The sequence below is a fragment of the Ensifer sp. GW101-20A05 genome (assembly GCF_059424735.1).
The window spans coordinates 1-16656 of record NZ_JBWKZT010000004.1; the positions used below are offsets into that span (position 1 = coordinate 1).

At 61.2% G+C, this 16656-nt stretch carries 20 protein-coding genes and 2 tRNA genes; 13 read left to right on the forward strand and 9 right to left on the reverse strand.

The window, feature by feature from the left end; genetic code table 11:
* Both AC070A_RS11875 and AC070A_RS11880 read right to left on the reverse strand, forming a co-directional pair.
* On the reverse strand, positions 1-690 hold a 690-nt coding region (locus tag AC070A_RS11875; RefSeq protein WP_494773564.1), incomplete at its 3' end, for a DUF6538 domain-containing protein.
* Between the two features lie 78 nt (positions 691-768).
* Positions 769-843 (reverse strand) — tRNA-Thr (locus tag AC070A_RS11880).
* A gap of 157 nt (positions 844-1000) precedes the next feature.
* Between AC070A_RS11880 and AC070A_RS11885 the strand changes: the two genes are divergently transcribed.
* From AC070A_RS11885 to AC070A_RS11940, 12 genes are all read left to right on the forward strand, one after another.
* Complete coding sequence (locus AC070A_RS11885) at positions 1001-1246, forward strand: hypothetical protein (RefSeq protein ID WP_057248167.1); 246 nt, start codon at positions 1001-1003, stop codon at positions 1244-1246.
* Between the two features lie 253 nt (positions 1247-1499).
* On the forward strand, positions 1500-2792 hold the full coding sequence (murA, locus tag AC070A_RS11890) for a UDP-N-acetylglucosamine 1-carboxyvinyltransferase (RefSeq protein WP_057248168.1): 1293 nt from the start codon (positions 1500-1502) through the stop codon (positions 2790-2792).
* Between the two features lie 105 nt (positions 2793-2897).
* Complete coding sequence (locus AC070A_RS11895) at positions 2898-3338, forward strand: DUF2948 family protein (RefSeq protein WP_057248264.1); 441 nt, start codon at positions 2898-2900, stop codon at positions 3336-3338.
* A gap of 42 nt (positions 3339-3380) precedes the next feature.
* Entirely contained in the window at positions 3381-4685 is a 1305-nt protein-coding gene (hisD, locus tag AC070A_RS11900; protein ID WP_057248169.1) for a histidinol dehydrogenase, read from the forward strand.
* Positions 4682-5158, forward strand: a complete 477-nt coding sequence (locus AC070A_RS11905) for a UPF0262 family protein (RefSeq protein WP_057248170.1) — start codon at positions 4682-4684, stop codon at positions 5156-5158. Before hisD ends, AC070A_RS11905 begins: the two co-directional genes overlap by 4 nt.
* 14 nt (positions 5159-5172) lie before the next feature.
* A complete protein-coding gene (locus tag AC070A_RS11910) occupies positions 5173-5640 on the forward strand; it encodes an arsenate-mycothiol transferase ArsC (protein WP_057248171.1) in 468 nt (155 codons plus the stop codon).
* A 271-nt stretch (positions 5641-5911) separates the two neighbouring features.
* Positions 5912-6130: a translation initiation factor IF-1 gene (infA, locus tag AC070A_RS11915; protein ID WP_004435948.1), complete on the forward strand. Its 219-nt coding sequence runs from the start codon at positions 5912-5914 to the stop codon at positions 6128-6130.
* Between the two features lie 151 nt (positions 6131-6281).
* A complete protein-coding gene (locus tag AC070A_RS11920) occupies positions 6282-6902 on the forward strand; it encodes a Maf-like protein (protein ID WP_057248172.1) in 621 nt (206 codons plus the stop codon).
* Between the two features lie 5 nt (positions 6903-6907).
* On the forward strand, positions 6908-7132 hold the full coding sequence (yacG, locus tag AC070A_RS11925) for a DNA gyrase inhibitor YacG (RefSeq protein WP_057248174.1): 225 nt from the start codon (positions 6908-6910) through the stop codon (positions 7130-7132).
* Positions 7133-7474: 342 nt separating this feature from the next.
* Positions 7475-7550 (forward strand) — tRNA-Phe (locus AC070A_RS11930).
* 75 nt (positions 7551-7625) lie between these two features.
* Positions 7626-8006 carry a flagellin gene (locus tag AC070A_RS11935; protein WP_057248175.1) on the forward strand — a complete coding sequence of 127 codons (381 nt, stop codon included), beginning with the start codon at positions 7626-7628 and terminating at the stop codon, positions 8004-8006.
* 254 nt (positions 8007-8260) lie between these two features.
* Complete coding sequence (locus tag AC070A_RS11940) at positions 8261-8482, forward strand: hypothetical protein (protein WP_057248176.1); 222 nt, start codon at positions 8261-8263, stop codon at positions 8480-8482.
* A 90-nt stretch (positions 8483-8572) separates the two neighbouring features.
* On the opposite strand, the gene AC070A_RS11945 is transcribed toward AC070A_RS11940, so the two are convergent.
* The 7 genes from AC070A_RS11945 to AC070A_RS11975 form a co-directional block, all read right to left on the reverse strand.
* Positions 8573-9820, reverse strand: coding sequence for a glycosyltransferase family 2 protein (locus tag AC070A_RS11945; protein ID WP_057248177.1), 1248 nt, complete (start codon positions 9818-9820; stop codon positions 8573-8575).
* A 512-nt stretch (positions 9821-10332) separates the two neighbouring features.
* A complete protein-coding gene (locus AC070A_RS11950; RefSeq protein ID WP_057248178.1) occupies positions 10333-10719 on the reverse strand; it encodes a DUF930 domain-containing protein in 387 nt (128 codons plus the stop codon).
* Positions 10720-10839: 120 nt separating this feature from the next.
* Positions 10840-11301: a YbaK/EbsC family protein gene (locus AC070A_RS11955; RefSeq protein ID WP_058323563.1), complete on the reverse strand. Its 462-nt coding sequence runs from the start codon at positions 11299-11301 to the stop codon at positions 10840-10842.
* 89 nt (positions 11302-11390) lie between these two features.
* Complete coding sequence (locus tag AC070A_RS11960) at positions 11391-11579, reverse strand: hypothetical protein (RefSeq protein ID WP_057248180.1); 189 nt, start codon at positions 11577-11579, stop codon at positions 11391-11393.
* 143 nt (positions 11580-11722) lie between these two features.
* The gene (locus AC070A_RS11965) at positions 11723-11977 is read right to left on the reverse strand and encodes a GlsB/YeaQ/YmgE family stress response membrane protein (RefSeq protein ID WP_057248181.1); all 255 of its coding nucleotides are present in this window, start codon (positions 11975-11977) and stop codon (positions 11723-11725) included.
* Positions 11978-12135: 158 nt separating this feature from the next.
* Complete coding sequence (gene rhaI / locus AC070A_RS11970) at positions 12136-13431, reverse strand: L-rhamnose catabolism isomerase (protein WP_112994385.1); 1296 nt, start codon at positions 13429-13431, stop codon at positions 12136-12138.
* A gap of 14 nt (positions 13432-13445) precedes the next feature.
* On the reverse strand, positions 13446-15545 hold the full coding sequence (locus AC070A_RS11975) for a bifunctional rhamnulose-1-phosphate aldolase/short-chain dehydrogenase (RefSeq protein WP_113737123.1): 2100 nt from the start codon (positions 15543-15545) through the stop codon (positions 13446-13448).
* Between the two features lie 202 nt (positions 15546-15747).
* Between AC070A_RS11975 and AC070A_RS11980 the strand changes: the two genes are divergently transcribed.
* Positions 15748-16560, forward strand: coding sequence for a DeoR/GlpR family DNA-binding transcription regulator (locus AC070A_RS11980; RefSeq protein WP_058323560.1), 813 nt, complete (start codon positions 15748-15750; stop codon positions 16558-16560).
* Positions 16561-16656 lie beyond the last annotated feature (96 nt).

Here is a 16656-nt window from a genome sequence, read left to right on the forward strand (position 1 = left end):
GCCCGGAAAACTACCTCGCCGCCGTAAAGCTCGTCGCAACAAGAATATGGTGCCAAAGTTTATGAGTCGACGCCGTAGGTGATCGCGCTCCCAGAGCTTGAAAAGGTGGGTCAGCGTTGTGACCTTCAATTTGTCCTTATTCGCTTGGATCGGTGGAAAACGGTCAGACCTCGGGTCGGGACTATAGTCGCCCTGCGCCCTCTTGAGTTGCTGTTCTCCTGCCTGGATCAGTGCATCGTGCACATGTCTTATGAGGCTGTCACGACTGGCGGCGTCGGTCTTGTGTTCTTCGCTGAGCAGAAGTTCATCGACGGTGCCGCCATACCATTGCTCCCACGTGCCGTTTTCTGCAACTCGGTGGGCCAAAGCTACAATGTTTTGCCACATCGAGGGGTTGCCCGGGTTCTCGTCAAACCGCTCGATGATTTTGCGGTAAACCTTCCCGCTCAGCGCAACTAGCTGCTTATGGGAAAGTGGTTCTGGCTTGGACCTAAGCGTCTTCCACTCCTTGGCGACCTGCCGCTCTTTATCGGAGAAGAGTTCCTTCGCGACCGCAGGGTCCTTAGTGCGGAGCGAAACTTTCAGTTGGGACTTACCGAGAACCGCGACCAAGTCAGCTGGTACGCGAACACGGAAGTAGTAGACCCCAGTCTTGGGATGTTTGAATGGGCGGGGCATTTGCAGGACCATGTGGCCACCTCTGTGTACCACCGAGGTGCTTTCAAGCCCCTGATAACAGCCAACTATTTGGAAATCAAACGGGAAAACTGGTGCTGCTAGAGAGATTTGAACTCTCGGCCTCTCCCTTACCAAGGGAGTGCTCTACCCCTGAGCTATAGCAGCATCTGGCGGCCGGTTCGTTGACAAGCCGCATCAAGCGAGGGGGCTATTGCCATAGCTGAGCGGGGAGTGCAAGTCGCATTTCGAAGTTTTTCGTGAAGACCTGTGAGAAAGTTCGCCGGTGCTTCCGAAGACCCTGGTTTTGCGCTAATGCAGGACTATGCAAACAAACGACAGCGACGGCAAGAAAACCGAGCCCGTGCCGGAAGAGCAGCGGACCGAGGGCAAGGTGCGCCGGGAGAAGAAGAAGGATACGACCGAGTCGGACCTGAAAAAGGCGCGTCTTGCCAGGAACTTGCGCGACAATCTTCAGCGCCGCAAGCAGCAGGCGCGGGCGCGCCGTTCCGGTGCAGCCGATGAGGTCAGCGGCCTTCCTGCCGCAAAAACGGACGAATCCCAAGATTAGTACGGGGCAGGGGCGGCGTTCGCCGGCTCCTTCCCGTTTGCCGGCGGCTCAGCCGTCTGGCGTCCAATTGCATAAATGCCCTTGGTCGGGTCGATCCAGGGCAGCGACTTAACCGATATGGCGACCTTTCGCGTCCGAATGGGCGCGCGGCGTTCAAGGCACTTCTAATTTCGCGGCGTCTCCACTAAAGAGGCGCCTTCAGACAACATAGAAAATATTTGGAAAGGCGGGCCAAGCCCGTTCGAGAGGCCTCATGGATCGCATCAGGATTGTAGGCGGCAACAAGCTTAACGGCGTCATCCCGATTTCCGGCGCCAAGAACGCGGCCCTGCCGCTGATGATCGCGTCGCTTCTGACCGACGACACGTTGACGCTCGAAAACGTGCCGCATCTGGCCGACGTCGAGCAGCTGATCCGCATCCTCGGCAACCACGGCGTCGACATCTCCGTCAATGGTCGCCGCGAGCGCCAGGGCGAGAGCTACGCCCGCACCATCCATTTCACCTGCCGCAACATCGTCGATACGACCGCGCCTTACGAGCTGGTGTCGAAGATGCGCGCAAGCTTCTGGGTGATCGGCCCGCTGCTCGCCCGTGAAGGCAAGGCCCGCGTATCGCTGCCCGGTGGTTGCGCCATCGGCACGCGCCCGGTCGATCTGTTCATCGAAGGCCTTCAGGCACTCAGCGCCAATATCGAGATCGACGGCGGCTACGTCAACGCGACGGCGCCGGAAGGCGGCCTGGTCGGCGCGCGCTACACCTTCCCGAAGGTGTCCGTCGGCGCCACCCACGTCCTGATGATGGCCGCGACGCTTGCAAATGGTACCACGGTGCTCGGCAACGCCGCGCGCGAGCCTGAAGTCGTCGACCTCGCCAACTGCCTCAATGCCATGGGCGCCAAGATCACCGGCCAGGGCACCCCGACGATCACGATTGAAGGCGTGCGTTCGCTCTCTGGCGCCCGTCACCGCGTCCTGCCGGACCGTATCGAGACCGGCACCTATGCCATGGCGGTTGCCATGACCGGCGGCGACGTCATTCTCGAAGACACGAACATGGCGCTGCTCGACACGGCGCTCGAAGCGATCCGCCGCGCCGGCGCCGAGATCACCGAGACCAACAGCGGTATCCGCGTCGTGCGCAACGGTGCCGGCATCAAGCCGGTCGATATCGTCACCGATCCTTTCCCGGGCTTCCCGACCGATCTGCAGGCGCAGTTCATGGGGCTGATGACCAGGGCGAACGGCACCTCACACATCACCGAGACGATCTTCGAGAACCGTTTCATGCATGTGCAGGAGCTCGCCCGCCTCGGCGCCAAGATTTCGCTCTCCGGCCAGACGGCCAAGATCGAGGGCGTTAGCCGGCTGAAGGGCGCGCCTGTCATGGCGACCGACCTTCGCGCGTCTGTCTCGCTCGTCATCGCCGGCCTTGCAGCCGAAGGCGAAACCATGGTCTCGCGCGTCTATCACCTCGACCGCGGCTTCGAGCGGCTGGAAGAGAAGCTCACCCGTTGCGGCGCGCATGTCGAGCGCGTCAGCGACTGATTTGATCGGTTGCGCCTGATACCGTTGCGGTTTCAGGCGCAACATCCTATGTCCATTTCAATTGTGGCACGGAAAATGTGCGGCGAAACGAAAGGAATGGACGGTATGAATGGTCTGAAGCTGCTGGCGCTCGACGAGGAAGATCTCGCTGTCGTCTCCGCCCATGTCCAGGATGCCGTGTTCAAGGTATCGGGGCTGGAATATGACGCCCGCCGCAAGCAGTTTTCGCTCGTCGTCAACCGCTTCGTTTGGGAGGCGGCCGACGGCAAGCGCCGCTCCTTCGAGCGTCGTCGCGCGCTGCTCCTGTTCAAGCGGGTGAATGCGGTCCGCTCGGTCGGCTTTGACCGGCGCGACGATGAAGCGGTTCTTGATCTGTTGACGCTCAAGTTCACCGTGCGCGGCGAGGGGCCGGAAGGCACGCTCGAATTGGTTCTTGCCGGCGACGCCTCGATCGCGCTTGACGTCGAATGCATCGAAACGCAGCTTGCGGATACCGGCGGGGCGTGGGAAACCGCTTTCAAGCCCAAGCATCCCGAAGGCGCTTGAGCCACTCGACCCGAACGACACTGGCATACAAGGACGTCCCCTTTGGCAATCAGGCTCAATTTTCTCGACGGTGACTTCGAACAAAAGTTCGCGTCATTCCTGACGACCAAGCGTGAGGTGTCCGAAGACGTCAATGCGGTGGTCAAGGCGATCATCGACGACGTGCGCGCCCGGGGCGATCAGGCACTCGCCGAATACTCCAAGCGCTTCGATGGCGTCGATTTCTCCGTGACGCCGATGGCCGTCAGCGCGGCCGAGATCGATGCGGCGATCCAGGCGGTCGAACCGGAGGTGCTGGGCGCGCTCAAGGTCGCTGCCACCCGCATCGAGGCGCACCACGCCCGCCAGCGGCCGAAGGATGATATTTACGAGGACGCCATGGGCGTCGGGCTCGGTTCGCGCTGGACGGCGGTCGATGCCGTTGGCCTTTACGTGCCGGGTGGCACGGCGAGCTATCCGAGCTCGGTGCTGATGAATGCGCTGCCGGCGAAAGTCGCGGGCGTTCCCCGCATCGTTATGGTGGTGCCGGCAAGCGGCGGTGAGATCAATCCGGCGGTGCTTGCAGCAGCAAGGCTTGCGGGCGTCGAGGAGATCTACCGCGTCGGCGGCGCGCAGGCCGTTGCGGCGCTTGCCTATGGCACCGAGACGATCGCCCCCGTCGCCAAGATCGTCGGCCCGGGCAATGCCTATGTTGCCGCCGCCAAGCGCCAGGTCTTCGGCACCGTCGGCATCGACATGATCGCCGGTCCATCGGAAGTGCTTGTCATCGCCGACAAGCACAACGATCCGGACTGGATCGCCGCCGATCTCCTGGCCCAGGCCGAGCACGACGTCGGCGCTCAGTCGATCCTGATCACCGACGATCCGGCCTTCGGGCAGGCGGTCGAGGATGCGGTCGAGCGGCAATTGAAGACGCTGCCGCGGGCCGAAACGGCCTCGGCGAGCTGGCGCGATTTCGGCGCCGTCATTCTCGTGCCCGATCTCGAAAAGGCCGTGCCGCTCGCCAACCGTATTGCAGCGGAACATCTTGAACTGGCGCTCGCCAATCCCGAGCCGATGGTCGAGAAGATCCGCAATGCCGGCGCGATCTTCGTCGGGCGCCATACGCCCGAAGTCATCGGCGATTATGTCGGCGGCTCCAACCACGTTCTGCCGACTGCGCGCTCGGCGCGCTTCTCGTCCGGCCTCGGCGTGCTTGATTATATGAAGCGCACGTCGATCCTTCGGCTCGATCCGGAGCAGTTGCGAATCCTCGGACCGGCGGCGATCGTGCTGGCAAAGTCTGAGGGGCTGGAGGCTCATGCGCGTTCCGTCGCCATTCGCCTCAATCTCGGGGATGCTGGATGAAGGCGGACCGCAATCTGCGCCTCTGCGATGTCGTTCTGGACGAGACCATCGGCCGCTCGACGCCCGACGTGGAGCATGAGCGCGCGGTTGCTATCTTCGACCTGCTCGAAGAAAACCTGTTCGAACCGGTCGGCCATCCCTGTGGCCCCTACAAGCTCAATCTCTCGCTCGTCGATGCGAAGCTGGTCTTTTCGATCTCGACCGAAAAGGGCGGCGATGTCGCCACCCACATCCTGTCGCTGACGCCGTTTCGCCGGATCGTGAAGGACTACTTCATGATCTGCGAGAGCTACTACGAGGCGATCCGCTCGGCGACACCGAGCCAGATCGAGGCGATCGACATGGGGCGCCGCGGCATTCACAACGAGGGCTCGCAGACCCTGATGGATCGCCTGTCCGGCAAGATCCGGCTGGATTTCGATACGGCCCGCCGGCTGTTCACGCTCGTCTGCGTGCTCTATTGGCGCGGGTAGAGGCGCGAACCGGCATGACGGCAACCGAGGCACCGCAGTTGAAAGCGCCCCGCTCGGTCCTCTTCATGTGCGGCATGAATGCCATCCGCTCGCCGATGGCCGAAGCGCTCGCCAAGGCGGCGCTGCCAGCGGGAACGTATGTTGCCTCGGCCGGCGTCCGGCATGGCGAACGCGATCCGTTTGTCGACGTGGTCATGGCCGAGGTGGGCTTGAGCCTCGGCCGCCACCAGCCCCACACGCTGGATGAACTCGAGGACGACTACTTCGACCTCATCGTGACGCTGGCGCCGGAGGCGCATCACAAGGCGCTCGAATTGACTCGCTCGATGGCCGTCGACGTGGTCTATTGGCCAACGCCGGACCCGACGGTGGCAGCCGGCACCCGCGAGCAGATCGTCGATGCGTATCGCGCCGTGCGCGATCACCTGTCGACGCTGATCAATCATCGGTTGGTCGGCTCGCACAGACGAGAGAAAACTTGAGAGCTTCACGGAAATCCGAGTGCGGTTTCCGACGACAGTTCTTTTCCATGTCTTCTTAGATCCCATCCGATTTAAGGCTAAAGACACGTAGCAGTTCAAAGTGCTATAGCGACCTCTGCGCCTCTGATAGGACGCGCGGCGCCGTAGCCGTCACAAAAGCGCAAAAGCCGGTGTTAGACGGTTCACAAATCCTCGTTGATTGTGTAGTTTCCGGCGAATTTTTCGGGATACCTGACGTATCCCTAAACAAAGATAGAAAGAACAGTCCTACATGGCGAAAGAAGAAGTCCTTGAATTTCCGGGCGTGGTCACCGAATTGCTTCCGAATGCGACCTTCCGCGTGAAGCTCGAAAACGAGCATGAGATCATCGCCCACACGGCGGGCCGCATGCGCAAGAACCGCATCCGCGTGCTTGCCGGCGACAAGGTTCTCGTCGAGATGACCCCGTACGACCTTACCAAGGGCCGTATCACCTACCGCTTCAAGTAAGCCGCTCCGGCTCTACGCAATTCCTGGAGCATTTCCGCTTCTTCTTCGAATCGCGAAAACGCTCTAACCTTTGGTTGGATTGCAATTCCAGACGCAAAACCGCTTCACCCGCATTTTTGCTGGAATTGCTCTGGAGTGACGGCTCGTTCCGATGACAGTGGCCAAGAAACTGATACTGGCGTCCGGCTCGCCGCGTCGCGTCGAACTTCTGGCGCAGGCGGGCATCGAGCCCGCGCGCCTGATGCCGATGGATCTCGACGAGACGCCGAAGCGTGCCGAACACCCGCGTTCGCTCGCAAGGCGTCTGTCGGCTGAAAAGGCGCGAGCAGCACTTGCGGCGATCAAGGGCGAGCCCGGCTGGGACGGAAGCTATATTCTGGCGGCCGATACGGTCGTCTGCGTCGGCCGGCGCATCCTGCCGAAGCCGGAACTGGTCAGCGAAGCCACCAGCACGCTGCACCTTCTCTCCGGCCGCAGCCATCGCGTCTATACCGGCGTGTGTCTGATCACCCCGGACAAGACGCTCAGGCAGAAGGTCGTCGACACCAAGGTGCGCTTCAAGCGCCTGTCCGGTTTCGATATCGAAAGCTATCTCGCCTCGGGCCAATGGCGCGGCAAGGCGGGCGGCTACGGCATCCAGGGCATTGCCGGCAGCTTCGTTGTGAAACTCGTCGGCTCCTACAGCAACGTCGTCGGCCTGCCGCTCTACGAAACCGTCAGCCTGCTTGTCGGCGAAGGCTATGATGTGCACAATCGTTGGCTGGAAGGCTGAAGCCGGTGCCAGACGAGACAAATAACGACGAAACGAAGAAGAGCGGTTCGAACGTCGCGCCCCTGCGGGCGCCTCGACCCTGCCCGGAATGCGGACGGCCGTCGCATCGGGAGCACTATCCCTTCTGCTCCGACCGCTGCCGCAATGTCGACCTCAATCGCTGGCTCTCCGGCTCCTATGCCATTCCGGTTGCCGACGACGAAACGAAGGCCGACGACGACGATCGCTAAGGCGTACCGCTGCGGTCGGGCGCGTGGGTCCGGCCTTTCCCTCAACGCTCCTCTTTATCGTGAACGACGCCTGGATGGTCCTGCGCGCCAGCAGGTGAATGCGGCCGCCATTTTCGGTCTCCGAGGACCACTTCTGTCTCGGAGAGTACGGGGGAAGCGAATGCGATCTCTCTGAAACTCTTTGCTTTTTCGGTTTTTTTGACTGTCCACAGGATTTCGGTCAAAAAACTTTCATTTGGCGCTGGACACCGCCGAACAAGATGCTATAACCCCGCTCGCTTCCGGGGCAAACACAAGCGCCCCGAGGGTTCCGCAAGGAACCGCTGCCCGAAACGGCAGGATGCCCGGATAGCTCAGTTGGTAGAGCAGCGGATTGAAAATCCGCGTGTCGGTGGTTCAAATCCGCCTCCGGGCACCATTCATCTCCTTGAATGTTTGGTCTCGAAAAGCTTGAAAGCCACGTTCGGCGTTTACTGAGCGTTGCGTCACTCGTTTGCCCTCAATATGTCGTCCACTCCTGCACCAGCATCTCGCGAAAGCGGATCGCTGCCGGCGGCGCAACTTCCTGGATATCGATGTCGCCGCGAACCCGCAGTCGCTCGATTCCTACATTCAGTACATTGAAGTCGTGTTGCAGAAGACGATTGACGGAGCGGCCGCGTTGGGCTCGCTGCTGACGCGCATCGACATGCAGACGACCTTTGGTCAGACGCTGATGGCCACCATCGAAAAGGGGGGCGGACGTTTGCTGGATGCCGATATGAACGAGACGTCGACGCGGCTGAAGGCATTGCAGACGCGGGAACAGCTTGGCATCCAGGCTTTGCAGATAGCCAACTCCAATGCGCAGAACATCCTGCAGCTTTTCCGCTGAGCGATCGCGTCGTCGCGAAGCGATGACGAAAGCATCGCAGCCGAGAGGGTTCCAGCACGTCGCTGATCAGGCATCGATCCTCCCTTTTAGCGAAGGTGGGAATCGACGGCTGTCACCTGCGTTACATGTTCGTCGCAGCTTCCGCATATTCTCACGCCCGGGAGGACCTGAGCGGCGAACGTCTTCGTCGCGTAATCGATGCCACGAAACCACAACAAAAACAGGGTCGTGGCAGGGTCAACCGAGGATCAGAAATGCGTAAATTTTCCAGGCTCTCTCTAGCAACGCTCGTCGCGGCCACGATCGCTGCGGGTGTGTCCGCTCCTGCGTTCGCAGGAGGCAGCTACTACAAGGGCGTTTCACCAACGGCGGTCAATGAAGGCCACCGGAGCGAGAAGTACAATCCGCCCGGAAAGACCGTAAACCGCCCGCCGCCGAGAAACGGCTCCTACTACAAGGGCATCATGCGCAAGTAGGAAAGGCACGTGGGAGCAATCGGCCGAAAAGCCGGCGGCTCTCGATCACGGTCTTGAAAACAAGGAAGGGCGCCGTGGCGCCCTTTCGTTCTAGATCAGAACATGACTGAGAATATCGCCTTCGCTGACCACCATGTTCGGCGGATGGCCGTTGCGCAGATAATGCTTGCGGTCGCTATCGGCGGTAATGAACACGGCGGTGCGGGCAACCTCGTCCGCTGTCAATTGTGTCGTTGCCGGCACGACAGCGATTTCGGAGCGCAGGCCCAACTCGCGCAACAGTTCCTCGATCGCGCGGTGGTCGTCCACGCCGTGAAGAACAAGCCGGTCGATTTCTGCAATCGCGTTTGTATGCCACGTGACAGTCTGAAGAGCGACCATGAGGGGCAGCGCCCCTCTTGCCTGCTGCACGTCGGGATGGTGCTCGAAGCCGGCCAGCATTAGCCGCGTATAGAGTTCATAGGCGCGAACGTAGTCCTTCTTCATCATCCACATGCGCAAGGCAACGCTCATGCGGATCATGGTGAAGTCCCTGATCTGGGCATCGAAATAGGTGCGCCGATCGGCGGTCAGCTTGACGGCACCGCGCTTGGCGCCGCTGTAGAGGAAGTACTCAAGACCGCCCCGGTACGTATCCCATGCCGTCAGCGTCTCGGCGTGGCCGGCCTGCGGCCGATCGCGGACGATCTTCGAGCGTATCACCTGGCGATAGAAAGGCTTCTTCAGGAAGGTGACGGCGCCCAGTTCCAGAAAATGTGCGAGATAGGAGAAGGCCCAATAGGCGAAGTGCCGGGGCGCCCAGGCGGAGCGCAGGGCCGAGGTCCGGTAAATGCCGATCTCGGGAAAGACATGTCGGTCGACGAGAAAATCGAAAACCGGCTCGAAGTCCCGTTTCTTGAACTTGGTATCCTTATCGACCGAGAAGAACGGCGCACTGTCACGTTCGTCGATCTCGTCGTGTGTGTACCACGGCGCAAAGCACACCGTCACTTCCGGATTGAGATCCAGATAGCGGATTGCCTCGCGCAAGCCATCGTTGATGAGCACGTCGTCATCGGCGAGGTAGAGCGTGTATTCGCCCACCGCGCGGCTGACGGCGCTGATGACATTGGGAATCGCGCCGAAATTCTCCGACTGGCGGAAATAGCGGATCGGCAACCCCTTGGCGACAAAGCGATCGACGATCTCCCGGGTGCCGTCGGTCGAGGCGTTGTCGGAAATGATGATCTCGTACTTGAAGGAGAACTGGTAGAGTTCGACGAAGTAGCCGAGCGCCTTTTCGAGGAAGGGCGCGCGGTTATAGGTGGGAATGCAGATGCTCAGCTTAACCTGGCTCACTCGCCTCTCCATTGTCAGTCACATGCGACAGCGGGCGTTTCGCAGACCGCCGGTCGCGTCTCGTTTGCTTGCACGCCGGCACGAGAACAGCGGTGGCTGGCGATGCAACGGCAGGGATCGGACGCCTCAGGGCGCAAGGGGCAGCGCGCAGAGGAGGCCGATCCTACGCTCCGTTATTCCGCTTCGATCTTGCGTGAGCCTTGTCTTGAATAAAGGCCGGTCAGGCGGCAGCTGTGCAGAGGGTGAGCAGGACCCCCGTTAGCGATTTGTTAACCATGCTTGCGCAATCTCGATGGTTGTAACAATGGCGCTCGAACCCGGTCTTCATCGAGCCACATGCCCGAAAGCAGACGCATTCGTTCATTCCTAAGGGAGCAGAGACAAGGATGTACGAAATGGCAGCCCATATGATGAAGATGCTGATGAGCATCATGGCCGCGCTTTCGCTCGGCTCGCTGCTGTTTCTAATGGCTGTGCTCTAACGACGGTCAAAGGTTCGGGCGGCGCGCCCGTCAGGGGTAGAGGTAGAACTCGTCCCAGCTCTCGTGCGGCACAAGCTCGCCGATCTTGTATTCGAAAGACAGGACATCCAGGTGCTCCGCGTCGGTGCGGCACTTGAACTTCAGCTTGTACCATTCCCCCTTGCTGCGGAACACGGCGCCCAGCGCCTTCATCTTGTCTTCCTTCACGACCGGCTCGGCGAAGGTGTAGGCGATCACCTTGTCCGGCTTGAAGGTCGACTTGTCGGCGTTGATGCGCTCCATCGCCTCGGTATCGCACCGCTGTTCGAGCCGGGTCTGCGGGTCGAGCTTTTCGAACTGGCGCACCAGGGACTGATCCATCGCCAGCGCCGGGGAACATGTGGCGGCGAAGATGAGCGGGTACGCGATTGTCTTCATGCTCGACGGACTCCTGCGATGAAAAAGAACCGGACCCGGCAAATCACTCCGGGACGCGCCTGCGGTTTCAGTTAAGCTTTGTGGCCATTCCAAGGCAGGTCACGTTTCCGAAACGTTGAACTACGTTTCCGACACGTCGATCCATTCGGCCCCGGTCAGTTCGACGATGCGGGCGGGACTGATGTGCACCGCCGCATTGGTGGCACCGGCGGCCGGCACAACGATGTCGTAGGCCTTGAGCGACAAGTCGCAATAGATGCTGTGCGGCTTGGCAAGACCGAAGGGGCAGACGCCGCCGACCGGGTGCCCGGTCTCCGCCTCCACCTCGTCGAAGCCGAGCATGCGGGCCTTGGTGCCGAAGCGGGCCTTGTACTTTTTGTTGTCGAGGCGGGCGTCGCCGCGCGTGACGATGAGGATCACATCGTCGCCAACCCGAAGCGCCAGTGTCTTGGCGATCTGCGCCGGCTCGACGCCGTGGCCCTCGGCCGCGAGCGCAACCGTGGCGGTGCTCTGTTGAAGCTCGATGACATCGATATCTGGGGCGTGCTGGGAAAAGAAGTCTTTGACGGAAGTCAGGCTCATGGCGAAGGATTCACGTTATTGAAGAGCGATGGCGATCAGCCGCGCTGCGAACAACCGCCACGGCGTTCGGCTTCGCGCGGGCAAATCTCTCAGTCGTCGTTGGAAGCGTCAAGGTCTTCGGGGCGCCGGCCTTCTTGCCCAGGCGGCAGATAGCCATGGCTGGTGAACCAGTTCTCTAGGATCGTGGCGATCGCCTGATCCCGTGACAGCGTTCCCGGGTGATCGGCGATGAAAGACCTGAGCGCCGTCTCGATCTTGTCGGTGTAAAGCGCGTTCATGCGTGCCTCCGTCTGGCAAGTGCGATGTTCCGTCCGGTGACCCGTCCAGCAGATCACAGTGCTACAGCCCTGTTCGCGCGTCCAGATGGAACGGCCGAGGGCCGTTCCATGCGCGAAGGCGGCTGCCGCCGAATGGTGTGGGCTCAGGCCTGCTTGACGATGCGGATCAGCACCAGAAGGATCACCGCACCGATTGTCGCGTGCAGGATTGCCGAGAGAATACCGCTGCCGAGGCTGATGCCGATCGCCGGGAAGAGGAAGCCGGCGATGAAGGCGCCGATGATGCCGACGACCATGTTGCCGATAAGGCCGAATCCGCCACCCTTGACGATGAGGCCGGCGAGCCAGCCGGCGACCGCGCCGACGATCAGGAAGACGAGAATGCTTTCAATACCCATGAATGGTCCCCTTTCCATTGGATCTCGATTGGAAAGATAGATCAGGAATCGAAATCAGATAGAGGGCAATTTCATCGCGCAGCGATTTTTTGAGATTTGAATGATCGCCGGGGCGCGCCGGACCCCCAAGACGAGGGCACGGCGCTGCTCGATCGGTATCAGACGATGCCGCCTCCGCCGCCGGCAACGGCCGGGCGTTCGGCGGCGACCTTCGCGCGATATCCACTTTTCCGATAGGTCGCGACCGGCGCCACCGCTCCGCCGCTCTCAAGTCGCGCCATCGCAAGGATCGGCTCGATATCAGTGCGGAAGGCGGTCTTCAGCGTCTCGCTCGCCATCAGCGCGTCGTTGTCTTCCTGGCAGCCTTCAAGCACCTTGCGATCGACGATCAGCGCCTGGGCATAGGCCCGGCAAACCTCGGTCGCGCTCGTCATCAGGCTCTCGATCGGATCGGTGACGTTGTGGCTCTGGTCGAGCATATGCGCCGGCTTGAATCCCTTGGCGCGGCGCGTTTCCGCATCCACCAGCTCGTTGAACACGAGGAACAGCCGATAGGGGTCGATCACGCCCGTGTCGAGATCGTCATCGCCGTACTTCGAATCGTTGAAGTGGAAACCGCCGAGCTTGCCGAATTGGATGAGGCGGGCGACGATCATTTCGATATTGACGTTCGGCGCATGGTGACCGAGATCGACGAGGCAGAAGGCCTTGGGGCCGAGCTCCTGCGCGATCAGATAGTTTGTGCCCCAGTCCTGAACGACGGTCGAATAGAAGGCCGGCTCGAACATCTTGTGTTCGGTAAAGACCCGCCAATCCTCTGGCAGCGCCGCATAGACCGATTTCATCGCATCGAGATAACGCTCGAAGGCGCGGGTGAAATTGCTCTGGCCGGGGAAGTTGGAGCCGTCGCCGATCCACACCGTCAGCGCCTTGGAGCCGAGTTGCCGGCCGATCTCGATGCATTCGAGATTGTGCTCCACCGCCTGGCGGCGGGTTGCGGCATCGACATGCGACAGCGAGCCGAACTTGTAGGAGTGCGCCTGGCCCGGTGTGTCGGAGAAGGTGTTGGAGTTCATCGCGTCGAAGCCGAGGCCGAGCGACGTGCCTTTCTGCTTCAGTTCGGAAATGTCGCTCACCTTGTCCCACGGAATATGCAGCGAGACGGTCGGAGTCGCCCGCGTCAATTGCTGTATGACCGCGCAATCCTCAAGTTTGTCGAAGATGTTGCGTGGCTCGCCCTTGCCGGGGAAGCGGGCGAAGCGCGTGCCGCCGGTGCCGACACCCCAGGAGGGGACGGCGACGCCATAGGCGGCAACCTTGCGCCTGATCTCGTCGATCGCAACGCCGCGCCGATCGAGTCGCTCGCCGAGGCTGTCATAATCCCGGCGAAGCGCGGTGAGCCGGCTTTCGTTCTCGGCCTCGACCGTTGCCTGGCTGATCATCGTCGTCGTCATGGAAACCTCCTCGATCAGCGGGTGAAGGACTGGGCGTTGCCCGCGTCGACATTGATGATGTTGCCGGTCGATTTCGCCGACATGTCGGAGGCAAGGAAGTAGATCGCCTCGGCGATGTCCTCCGGGAAGACGCTGAGCTTCAGCATCGAGCGCTCGCGATAATGCGCCTCGAGATCGTCGACATCCATCTTATAGGCTGCGGCGCGCTGCTCCTTCCACTCGCCGGTCCAGATCTTCGAGCCGCGTAGCACCGCGTCCGGGTTGACGACGTTGACGCGGATCTGTGCCGCAGCACCCTCCAGCGCCAGGCAGCGGGCAAGGTGGATCTCGGCCGCCTTGGCGGTGCAATAGGCCGAGGCGCCGGGGGAGGCGGCAAGACCGTTCTTGGAGGCGACGAAGACGATATTGCCGCCGGCCTTCTGCTGGCGGAAGATGCGGAAGGCTTCGCGCGAGACGAGGAAATAGCCGGTCGTCAGGATCTCGATGTTCTTGTTCCAGAGCGCCAGCGTCGTGTCCTCGATCACGGCGGACGAGGCGAGGCCCGCATTGGACACGAGAATGTCGAGGCCGCCAAAGGCAAGCAACGCATCACCGAAGCCGCCTTCGACGGCCGCCTCGCTGGTGACATTCATGGTGACAGAGCGCACGACATCCTTGCCGTAGCGCGCGGAAAGCTCGCTTTCGGCGGCAGCAAGCGCCGTCTCGTCGATGTCGGCCAGCACCACGCAGGCGCCTTCCTGCATCAGCCGGTTGGCCGTCGCCTTGCCGATGCCGCCGGCACCGCCGGTGACGAGTGCGATGCGGCCGGCAAGGCTCTTCGGTTTCGGCATGCGCTGCAGCTTCGCTTCCTCCAGCAGCCAGTATTCGATGTCGAAGGCTTCCTGTTCCGGCAGGCCGACATAGGTGGAGACGCCGGAAGCACCGCGCATGACATTGATGGCGTTGACATAGAACTCGCCGGAGATTCGGGCGGTCGCCTTGTCCTTGGCGAATGTGATCATGCCGACGCCGGGCACGAGATAGACGACCGCATTCGGGTCGCGCATGGCGGGGCTGTCGGCGTGTTTGCAGCGCTCGTAGTAGGCGGCATAGTCGGCGCGATAAGCGGCAATCGCTTCAGGAAGGGCGGAAAGGGTCCTGTCGACATCGGGTTTTGCCGGGTCGAAATCGATCACCAGCGGCCGGATCTTGGTGCGCAGGAAATGGTCGGGGCAGCTGGTGCCGAGCGCCGCAAGCGGGCTCAGGTCTTTCGAGGTGACGAAATCGAGCACCGCCTGGCTGTCGTCGAAATGGCCGACCTTCTTCTCGTCGGCACTGATCAGGCCGCGGATGACGGGCATCAGCTTGCGGGCGATATCGGCGCGGGCGGCAGCGTCGAGCACCGGCTTCACTGCGCCACCGAAGGCCGGCTTGGTGTTTTCCGCTTCGAACCAGGCGATCGCCTTGTTGATGATCTCGACCGTCGTCTCATAGGCCTCTTTCGCCGTGTCGCCCCAGGTGAAGAGGCCGTGGCTTTCGAGCACGACGCCACGGGCAGCAGGGTTTTCCAGGCAGAATTTTTCCAGCCACAGGCCAAGCTCGTAACCCGGGCGCTTCCAGGGCAGCCAGCCGATATCGTCGCCGAAGATTTTTGCCGTCAGCTCGCGGCTGTTGTTGGCGGCGGCAATCGCGATGATCGCGTCGGGATGCATGTGGTCGACGTGCTTCTTCGGCACGTAGGCATGCAGCGGCGTGTCGATCGAAGCGGCGCGCGGATTGAGATTGAAGGTGCAATGCGGCAGGTAGCCGACCATCTCGTCTTCGAAATCAACGCCGCGATAGATCGTCTTCAGCGCATTGAGCTTGTCCATGTAGAGCGTCGCGAAGCCGTCGAGCTTGATCGTGCCGACGTCGCCACCCGAACCCTTGACCCAGAGAACCTCGACAGTGCCGCCGCCAAGCGGATCCTTTTCCATCACCTTAGCCGAGGTGTTGCCGCCGCCATAATTGGTGATGCGCTTGTCGGAGCCAAGCAGGTTCGAGCGATAGAGCAGCCGCTCGGATTCGCTCATACCGGCAGCCTTCGCCTCGTCCCAAAGGTTTGCAAGTCGTGCGCCCTGCTGCTTGTCCAGCATCTCGAATTCCTCCCGGTCTGATGTCGCGCGGCTTGGCGTCCGCACGGAGATATGGTTGGCATCAGATCATAGGACTTGAGCGTTAAAGTCAATCAAAAACGATCAAGTTCGCGCATATTGCGCTGCACAATGAAAAAATATGATTGATTGTGATTGACAATGGTCGATCGTGATGGAAGCATGAACGCCATCGGAGGAACGCATGCACGAGAAAGAAAGACACCGGATCATTCTGTCGGCGGTTCAGGAAAAACCCGTCGTCACCGTCCAGGAGCTGGTCGATCTGACCGACAGTTCCGAGGCGACGATCCGGCGCGACATTGCGGCACTCCATGTGCAGAAGAAGCTGCGCCGTGTGCGCGGCGGCGCCGAGGCAATCAACCCGCCGCAATTCGTCGGCCTTGCCGGTCGGCCGTTCAAGGTCAACGAAGGCCTGCACGCCCGCGAGAAGCAGGCGATCGCCAAGGAGGCGGTGGCGCTCTGCGAGGATGGCGAGCCGATCATCATCAATGGCGGCACCACCACCTTCCAGATGGTGCATTTTCTCAGCAATCGCCGCATGCAGGTGTTCACCAATTCCTTCCCGATCGCCGAGCACCTTTTAAAGCACTCAAAGAACACGGTGATGCTGTCCGGCGGCACGATCTACCGCGAGCAGAACATCATCTTAAGCCCCTTCGACAACGACGTGACGCGCAATTTCTATGCGCGCCGCATGTTCATGGGGGCTCAAGGACTGGGGCCGCTCGGCCTGATGGAAGCGGACCCGCTTCTGATCCAGGCGGAACAGAAGCTGATCGATCAGGCGGACGAACTCGTCGTGCTGGTCGACTCGTCGAAATTTCACAAGCGGTCGAGCCTCATTCTTTGCGGGCTGAAGCGGATCGCCACTGTCATTACGGATTCGGGCATCGAGGACAGGCATGCCGCGATGCTCGAAAATGCCGGGGTGAGGCTGGTTGTGGCCAGTTCAAGAGCCGGCGCGGATGCGGAGAACATATCCTCGTCCGCCTGACGCGGGTGAGGAGAGGGGAAGGCGGCGGTCACGGCCGAAACGGCCGGGTCGTTGCCGAATGGAGGAATTTGCGCCGGATGCGATTTTCGCGAACCG

Coding starts and splice junctions, on each gene's coding strand:
- murA (WP_057248168.1), top strand. CDS start 1,500: ATGGATCGCATCAGGATTGTAGGCGGCAACAAGCTTAACGGCGTCATC.
- AC070A_RS11955 (WP_058323563.1), bottom strand. CDS start 11,301: ATGAGCCTGACTTCCGTCAAAGACTTCTTTTCCCAGCACGCCCCAGAT.
- AC070A_RS11950 (WP_057248178.1), bottom strand. CDS start 10,719: ATGAAGACAATCGCGTACCCGCTCATCTTCGCCGCCACATGTTCCCCG.
- AC070A_RS11885 (WP_057248167.1), top strand. CDS start 1,001: ATGCAAACAAACGACAGCGACGGCAAGAAAACCGAGCCCGTGCCGGAA.
- AC070A_RS11905 (WP_057248170.1), top strand. CDS start 4,682: ATGAAGGCGGACCGCAATCTGCGCCTCTGCGATGTCGTTCTGGACGAG.
- AC070A_RS11910 (WP_057248171.1), top strand. CDS start 5,173: ATGACGGCAACCGAGGCACCGCAGTTGAAAGCGCCCCGCTCGGTCCTC.
- AC070A_RS11920 (WP_057248172.1), top strand. CDS start 6,282: ATGACAGTGGCCAAGAAACTGATACTGGCGTCCGGCTCGCCGCGTCGC.
- AC070A_RS11980 (WP_058323560.1), top strand. CDS start 15,748: ATGCACGAGAAAGAAAGACACCGGATCATTCTGTCGGCGGTTCAGGAA.
- rhaI (WP_112994385.1), bottom strand. CDS start 13,431: ATGACGACGACGATGATCAGCCAGGCAACGGTCGAGGCCGAGAACGAA.
- AC070A_RS11940 (WP_057248176.1), top strand. CDS start 8,261: ATGCGTAAATTTTCCAGGCTCTCTCTAGCAACGCTCGTCGCGGCCACG.
- AC070A_RS11895 (WP_057248264.1), top strand. CDS start 2,898: ATGAATGGTCTGAAGCTGCTGGCGCTCGACGAGGAAGATCTCGCTGTC.
- AC070A_RS11965 (WP_057248181.1), bottom strand. CDS start 11,977: ATGGGTATTGAAAGCATTCTCGTCTTCCTGATCGTCGGCGCGGTCGCC.
- AC070A_RS11960 (WP_057248180.1), bottom strand. CDS start 11,579: ATGAACGCGCTTTACACCGACAAGATCGAGACGGCGCTCAGGTCTTTC.
- infA (WP_004435948.1), top strand. CDS start 5,912: ATGGCGAAAGAAGAAGTCCTTGAATTTCCGGGCGTGGTCACCGAATTG.
- AC070A_RS11975 (WP_113737123.1), bottom strand. CDS start 15,545: ATGCTGGACAAGCAGCAGGGCGCACGACTTGCAAACCTTTGGGACGAG.